We start from the raw sequence: 7772 nt of genomic DNA, 5'->3' as shown, positions 1-7772 counted from the left end.
GAGTGGTTTCCTTTGGTAAGTTCTGCTAGAACTTTGAGTTTAAAGCTTTCGCTATAGCGTCTCACATATCCATCATTTTTATACATATACATTGGTTTTTTGTATACATATTTCAGGACGGGTCATTTAGGTTTATAACTTTGAAGTAGCTGATTGGCATACCTATTTTGTAGGTGCTTGGGAATGGTTGGTGCATAATGCGAGACCTTGTCTAAGCAAAATAAAACATTTACCTCCGTGGATAGCGAGAATGTGGAAAGGAAACTACTTTAATTTTATTAGGGAAGGTTTTTATAAGAGAATGGGTGGTTTTAATGAAGTAGTATTAGCAACAGGAAAACGTTTAGATAGCTATATACCAGGTAAAGAAATTGTATCTAGAAAATTCACTCAATTAGGAAATGTGGCTGTAGATACTGCAAAAGGATATATTGATGAATTAGCTACGAAGTATGCGCCAGGTACTGTAATTAAAAATACAACTAGAAATGCAGATGCTATTGCACAAGGAGGTGAGAAATTAGCTGGTGAAATGATTTTAGAAGTACCTAAACAAACAAAACAAATAGCAGACGAAGTTATTGAGTATGCAGACGAAGTAGGTGTAAAAATTCGAGATGTATTAGGAAATATTTATTGATTATATGAAATATAAGTTTGAATTTTGGAATTCTCATAGGAAAAAATTTATGGGAGAGAAAAGTGCCATTAGAAGGTGGGATTTATGGAATAATGAAAGCAGGCTTAAAGATTTTGAAAATGGTATTATAAATACATCTGAAGATTTAGCTAAGGAAAATCATGAAGATCATAAAGCTTATGAGTTTTCTGTTTTAGAAGTTAATGATGATTTATTTTGCTCTTTTATTATTAATCCTAGTAATAAACATGCGGAAGTTAATTTTTATGATCCAGGATGCAGAAAGTATTTGACATATCTTTTTACAGAAACAAAACCGAAAGAACAACTTTTTTTACGAGAAATTTGGTATTATCATTTTACTAAAGAAGATACGAATCAAGAAGAGTATCGTATGCATTATGTATTTGATGAAGAAGGAAATGTATCTGCTCGTAAATATGATGATAAGAATCAAAAAATATTAGATTATGAGAGTAAAGAACCTATGGACACTCGAGTACTTTATGAACCATATCCCGAATTTGGTGAATATGAAGGTATTATTAAATTAGATCGAGAAATCCCATTTATAGAAGATACGATAAAAAAATACTTCTTTAAAAATGGTAAACGTTTTTATAAAGATGAGGACGGTAATATTATTGAGGATTAATTAGTATCATATTAAATAACAAGAAGGTTGGTCTATGATCAACCTTTTTCTGTAAGTCTATAACTTTGAGATGGCCAAATGATACACATATTTTGTAGATGTCTGAGAGTGATTAATTCATAATGTTGGGAATACATTTCTTAAGTAATAAAAAAATAAGTAAACGTTTAATATTGTGGCTGAACATCTGGTAAAGCATCTAAAACGGGAAAAGAGTAGAATAGAAAAAACATTAATAATCAATAAAAAATCAGGATGAAACTTGTTTCACCCTGATTTATACAATGAACTCGTCTTGAGTACTGATTTGATCTACAAAAGCCAAACTTTTTGGTTGAAAACCACTACCCAAGAGGAGTTTAATATAAAAATTATATTATTTTAACGTACTAGCCCAAACAACCAAAGTTGTTAGGTTACTTTTCTTTTCGCGCATTCCTACACGAGTTAAAACAGTTCTTTTGATGTTTAAGCTATGATCCTTTGGCATAAATTCTGCTTCTAAGCCATGATTTGGGCTTGATCCAACTTTTGCTGTATTGAGACTTGTAGATAGCCTTCCATTACTTTTTAATTTACGATGACGTAATACCATAGTTGTAATATTTCCATCAGATAGTCGCGCTCCAATTCCTGTAATGATATGCTGATGAGGTACGGCATACCAAACTTCTAAACCATTATTGGGTGAGGAACCAAATTTAAATTGTTTTCTCGGTCCCATTGTTCCATCAGGGTTTACATAACGTCCTTCGAGTACAAGAGTTGTGATCTCTTCTTTCTTTGCTCTGGCTCCAACACCGGTAAGCACATATCCTTTTGGTAGTTTTCCATCCACTTCTAAAGCGTGATTAGGATCTCTCCCTACTCTGATTTCCTGATCATCTATGATTTGACCACCTACCGCTTTTTGATTATTTTCAATATTTGTTACTACATTAGTTGGGACATAATTTTGTACCTCTGGTTCACCAGTTATCGGGTTTATAGGTACTGTGATGATTTCAGTTTTAAGATCCAGAAGTTGCTCATTTTGTTCTAATGCGTCTTCTTTTTGACAAGCACTAAACGTTAAAACGATAGCCGCTGCGATCACTTGTAATTTGTTTGATTTTTTCATTTTGTTTTTAAATTGGTTAATTAAAATGATTAGGAATTTTCCCCTAAATTACATTAAAAAAAACAAGAAATCAGATAGGTCTGATTAATTATTTGTTAACTTATTTTTAAGAGGATAGCTGCCTGATTCTAACAAAAACAATTGACTTTTAGGAATATTTTATATAAAAAAAATGGGTTGTTTAATGCAGTAAACCGTGTAGTTGTTCGAGTATCACTCGTGGAAAAATATTTTTATTCGTAGTTATTGTAGCATCGTGTTTTACTCGACAATCGAGATTCAAAAGCTCCGAGGGCATGACCCGAATTGGCTTTACTTTATTGGTGAGCTTTTAGCCTAGAAAAACCAATAATTAATTCATCATCTTTTGTTTTACCAATTAATTTTCCAGCAAAATTTTTCTCAGTAATGCCATTATTTTTTCCATCAAATACGACTAATAAATCCTTACCTTGATTTTTAGATTTTAATACCTTACTACCTCGACCAAAGTTAACTTCTTGCGATGCTCCAAAACGTAATGACGAAAGATCCACTTCTTTTTGCGCATCAAAGCCTTCTTCTGATAGGATAAGAATCTGTATGTTTTTTGTGTCTTTATGAATCTTTTCTTTATTTAAAATTTTGATACGTTTATGAACAGTAAGGGGAATAATAATATTTTTTGAGTTGTGATTATCATTAGATAAGTCATCAGCTTTTGGAACATCTAATGCTGCGAGAGATAGATGTGTTGCTCTGCCATATTCATCCTGTAAGACGTGAGGGCGTTCTAATTTGTACCAGTGCGTTTTTGTACCATCTTCATATGAAGTAATCGTTGTGTCATAGGCAACCCCAGGATCAAACACCCAATGAATACCATCTGGTGAACGTAGATAAATAGCACGTTTATCAATAAAAGCATTAATAAGCAGATGGTATTGTACCTCATCACGCCACATAGTAGGATCTTCATAAACAGATTTTCTATATTTCTCTGGGATGGTCTCATTATAATTAATAGTCTTACCAAGTATCTGGTATGGGCCTAATATCCCATGTGTACTGAGCATCATACTCCCGAATTTTGACACAATAAGCATACTCCCATCTTCGCGATGCACTGCGGATAAATTTCTATAGTATTGATACTCTCTGGAGTCGCCAGTTTTTGTTTTGTCATAATCAACAGAAAGAGTTCCTTCTACCTCCCAGGGACCGTCTATAGAATTAGAAGTGAATAGATAATTTTTCCAGTTTATCAAAGCATATAGCATATAGCTGCCGTCATTGAGTTTTGTTATATCCGGATTGTGACCCAAGCCCTGATAGAATGAGTAGGCTGTATCTTCTTTTACATGATAGGGGCCTGTCGGCGTATCAGAAATTACGTGAGCTACTGTAGAATTAGGCCATTCCCAATGTCCTTTTATAGCCTTTTCTGGCCATCGGGTTATGTACATATGATATTTTTTGTCTTCGCCTTTTATGGGATGTCCGCCCCAATATGACCAATCCGGGTGCTCCATACCGTTACTTGTATCGCGAGGTACTACCTGGTTTGTTCCCCAAGTGTCAGTACTAAGTTTTTTGTGAATAGGCATGGGTAGAATTAAATCACGAAAAGATGCGCCTGGAATGGCTTTAACTTTTGCTTTAACAGTCTTAGAGGCAATACTGGTATTGCCGCTATAATCGTGCGCATATACTACATATACGTTTGCAATACCTTTTTTTGGAGAAAAATCTTCATATGAATTGCCTTTTAGGTCTTTAGCAATTTCTATAAAATTATTTTCTGTAGCATCTCCACGAAAAACCGAATAACTTTTTATATCAGTATCTATATTTCTCTTCCAGCTAAGTCTTATCTCTGTATCATCAGTTTCAACTTTTATTTCGGTAGGAGGAGCTGGAGATTCAGCATCTGTTTTACGAGCAGTAATAATGGGAGATGAACCTGATTCGTTCGGAAGATTTTGCGTTACCAAATAGTAATATACAACCCCATTGATAATAGTATTATCAACAAATACGTTTGTTTTCAGATTTGAGATTAGTGGTTTGTAATTCTTATTTCTATATATACTACGATATACATTATAGGTTTTTTTAGTTTCTGTCCAGGATAATTTAATGCCCTGCGGAGTTATAGAAGCTTGAAGTTCTTGAGGGGCGGATTTTTCTGAGGCGATGACACTAATATTGACATTGTCAAGGTATATCTTTATATCATTTTCTGAATATAGCGTAGCTCTTACAAAAGGCATGACCGTGGCTAGGTCTTCTTTAGTAACCGTATAAGTACCACTAAAATGTTCAAATTTTTTGTCAGAACCTATCAGCGGTTGCTTATTTTTTAAAATTCGTTCGTGTGTTCCAAAAACTAAGCTAAACGTAATGCTTCCTTTACCTTTGTATTCTAAATCTGCATCAAAACTCCATCGGATAGTATCTCCGAGAGTTAGTTTTTGATATTCGGGGTTGGTATTTAATATTTTAGACTCTATAATACCAATAGTGTTACTACTAAACATAGTGCCATTATGTAAACCTATAGGCGTATTATTATCTCCTCCATCTACAATTTTTGTAACCCAAAAAGGAGATTGTTTAGCCTCACGCCAATACCCTTTTATCGTTTCAAAATTTCCATCATTCATATTCTGGTGTGGTAAATTGTCACCAAGTAAGGTGATCTGAGCAGGAGAATACAATGAGGTTAAAAACATGATGACTATGGTAACGCTACGTGTTTTTTTTATCATTGGAAGAAATAATGTTTTTATACAGTACAACTATATAGAATATTGAGATACAATTTTTATAAATGTATTAAAAAAGAGAAAGCTGTTATAGTACCAGTGTTTAAATAGCTATTCCATATGTTTTTTTATTAGTTTATTTTAGCGTATAAACAAGGAGCATCCATTTTTTTAAGCAAATAAAGAAAGAGTTATAAAAAGAAAGCTTTTATCATTATTTTATGTTGACAGTTATTACTCACGATTATTACCATAAAAAATATCTTGAATAATATCTTCTAAATCTCCTGATTCTGAAATTGAAATAAAAGCATTGTGAATAACTTGATAAGTGTTTTCTCTACCTGAACAGAAATCCCAAAATTGATTTTCGACCCAACCTTCATTATCCGGTTCTAATGGCCATCCTCCTCCCATTGTCTTACTCCAAAAATTAATCTCTCCATACGGATTATAGGGAAATACAATTCTTGACTGAGCAGATTGAGTTGGAAATTGAGAATAGAAAAATGCATACCAGTTTATTACTTGTTCAAAACATTTAGAAAGTGAACCAACGTTTGGTTGAACAGTTTTTGTGTCGAAAAAGTAATTTACTTCATCCTTCCTTAGAATATGTTTAAAAAGAATACAAATTGAAAATCAATAGTTTGAGGTTCTGAGGACACTTCAAATGATGAGAATATCGAGATATTTTAATTATTTGAAGTAAGCTCACGGTTCTTAAAATATTTGTTTTCAGGAAGTAAGGTTTTTAAACAAGCTCTTAGCCAAATATCAACTCCAAAACCTCTGGGAGCAGGAACAAAATCATTTATTGGGTTATTTACATAAGCTTGACAAATTTCCTTAATCCTATTGTGGCAATATTCTGAATCAAAAACTGGATTTTTATTATTCCTACCTTCAATTACAATTTGTAAAGTATTCTACAAATTTGCAGGCATATTAGCAGGTTTTGGCAGATTTTCATTAACAACCTCAAAATCGTTGAGAGTTGCTAAATTTTTTGCTAAGGGTTCCCAAAGTGTAGTTCCTAAAGAAGTCTCCATTCCACCAACTATCGAACGTATTTTCCTTTCAACCGGAATAATTAAATCAAGAATTTGAAAATTAGGAACCACGTCTATTCGATTTCGAATAAAATTTGATATGCTGCTGATTACAGTTTCTCTAGAAATTTCAAATACTTGTTGTTCTGTTGGTGTTGGCATAATAATAAATATGCCGAAATATAATATTATTTAACCGTATTCTTATAATAACTATTAAGAAATGTAATTAGTGAAAAACCAATTTCTTGACCAAGATTACAAGGCACGGCATTTCCAATTTGTTTATATTGCTGAGAAGCTGAACCTGCAAATTTCTATTCATCAGGAAAAGTTTGTATTCTAGCATATTCTCTTACGGTAAATGGTCTTGTTTCATCAGGATGACATCTTTCAGTTTGTTTTTGAGCCGGACTACAAGTTAAAGTCAAACTTGGTTCATCCCAACCAATTCTTCTAGCCATACCCGTTTTTCCTCCACCCAAATAAAAACTTTTACCCATATATTTCTTCTGCAATTCAATTGGCAAATTTCTCCAATATCCTTTTGGTGGAATTAAATCAAGAATTTCTTTTTTATGATCAGGATATTTAGCTCCTTCCGATTTTGGAACTTTACAATCATATAAATCCCCTTTTTTTAACGCATCAGATAGATTATATATCTTTTTATGCGGTTTTGGGTATTTATATTTTATATTAATATCTTTTCTGACACCTGCTAATATAAGTCTTTCTCTTTTTTGAGGGACTCTATAGTTAATAGCTTTCAAAACTTGCACAGGAACAACACTATAACCTATTTCGTCAAGTATTGATATCATACCTTCAAGAGTTTTTCCTTTTTCGTGACTTAATAGTCCACGAACATTTTCTCCGATACAAATAAGTGGATTTACTTCATTAACAACTCTAGCAAATTCATAAAACAACGTACCCCTAGCATCATTTAAGCCTAACTTTTTTCCTGCATAACTAAATGCTTGGCAAGGAAACCCTCCTGTTACTACATCTATAGAATTTCTATATTTATTAAAATCATAATCTTTAATATCTCCTTCTAGGACATTCCATTTTGGTCTATTTTTTTTAATGTTTGACAAGCCCATTTATCTATTTCATTTAAAGCAACACATTTCAATCCTGCTTTTTCCATTCCAACTGCAAGTCCACCAGCACCTGCAAATAGTTCTAAAACGGAATATTCATTTTCAAGCTCTTCATAATTAGAAATATTATCTTCCGTAACTTCATCAAAAAGGTTTCCTAAAAGTTGTTGGACATCATTCTTTCGATATACTCTATAATTAGAAACAGGCTCTCTTACTGCATTTAAGATGCTCTCATTATCCCATCTTCTTAGAGTTTCCTTACTCTTACCTACCAATTCTGCTGTTTCAGATAAAGATAAATATTCTTTTGTAACCATATTACTAATACGATTTATAACTAAAAATTTCGCATATTCATCGTTTCTTTTTCCTTTCTACTTCGTTTAAAAAATAAACCGTAGCTATAGCTATGCTTGATTTTTTTGCCTTGCATAAAGAAAAAATAA

The 7772-nt window shown here is 32.7% G+C and carries 6 protein-coding genes and 1 pseudogene; 2 read left to right on the top strand and 5 right to left on the bottom strand.

Going from position 1 to position 7772, the window contains the following annotated elements:
- The first annotated feature begins 250 nt into the window (after window positions 1–250).
- Both F0000_RS26025 and F0000_RS26020 read left to right on the top strand, forming a co-directional pair.
- A complete protein-coding gene (locus F0000_RS26025; protein ID WP_149627631.1) occupies window positions 251–640 on the top strand; it encodes a hypothetical protein in 390 nt (129 codons plus the stop codon).
- Window positions 641–644: 4 nt separating this feature from the next.
- A complete protein-coding gene (locus F0000_RS26020) occupies window positions 645–1295 on the top strand; it encodes a hypothetical protein (RefSeq protein ID WP_149627630.1) in 651 nt (216 codons plus the stop codon).
- Between the two features lie 376 nt (window positions 1296–1671).
- On the opposite strand, the gene F0000_RS26015 is transcribed toward F0000_RS26020, so the two are convergent.
- The 5 genes and pseudogenes from F0000_RS26015 to dcm form a co-directional block, all read right to left on the bottom strand.
- Window positions 1672–2415: a hypothetical protein gene (locus tag F0000_RS26015; RefSeq protein WP_149627629.1), complete on the bottom strand. Its 744-nt coding sequence runs from the start codon at window positions 2413–2415 to the stop codon at window positions 1672–1674.
- Window positions 2416–2732: 317 nt separating this feature from the next.
- Window positions 2733–5165, bottom strand: a complete 2433-nt coding sequence (locus tag F0000_RS28165) for a hypothetical protein (protein ID WP_223148946.1) — start codon at window positions 5163–5165, stop codon at window positions 2733–2735.
- Between the two features lie 231 nt (window positions 5166–5396).
- Window positions 5397–5777 (bottom strand): TdeIII family type II restriction endonuclease, encoded by a 381-nt coding sequence (locus tag F0000_RS26005; protein ID WP_255452905.1) that lies wholly within the window; start codon window positions 5775–5777, stop codon window positions 5397–5399.
- Window positions 5778–6091: 314 nt separating this feature from the next.
- Window positions 6092–6376, bottom strand: a complete 285-nt coding sequence (locus F0000_RS26000; RefSeq protein WP_149627627.1) for a hypothetical protein — start codon at window positions 6374–6376, stop codon at window positions 6092–6094.
- Between the two features lie 26 nt (window positions 6377–6402).
- Window positions 6403–7643 (bottom strand): annotated as a pseudogene (gene dcm, locus F0000_RS25995) (DNA (cytosine-5-)-methyltransferase).
- Window positions 7644–7772 lie beyond the last annotated feature (129 nt).

Origin of the sequence: Aquimarina sp. RZ0 (assembly GCF_008370685.1) — a bacterium.
In the GTDB taxonomy this organism is placed as follows: domain Bacteria; phylum Bacteroidota; class Bacteroidia; order Flavobacteriales; family Flavobacteriaceae; genus Aquimarina.
Note: the sequence above shows the minus strand (reverse complement) of the source record. Positions and strands in the feature narration are given on the sequence as shown.

Excerpts from the sequence above, each read along its gene's own strand:
- F0000_RS26015 (WP_149627629.1), bottom strand. The coding sequence starts at position 2,415 with ATGAAAAAATCAAACAAATTACAAGTGATCGCAGCGGCTATCGTTTTA.
- F0000_RS26000 (WP_149627627.1), bottom strand. The coding sequence starts at position 6,376 with ATGCCAACACCAACAGAACAACAAGTATTTGAAATTTCTAGAGAAACT.
- F0000_RS26025 (WP_149627631.1), top strand. The coding sequence starts at position 251 with ATGTGGAAAGGAAACTACTTTAATTTTATTAGGGAAGGTTTTTATAAG.
- F0000_RS28165 (WP_223148946.1), bottom strand. The coding sequence starts at position 5,165 with ATGATAAAAAAAACACGTAGCGTTACCATAGTCATCATGTTTTTAACC.
- F0000_RS26020 (WP_149627630.1), top strand. The coding sequence starts at position 645 with ATGAAATATAAGTTTGAATTTTGGAATTCTCATAGGAAAAAATTTATG.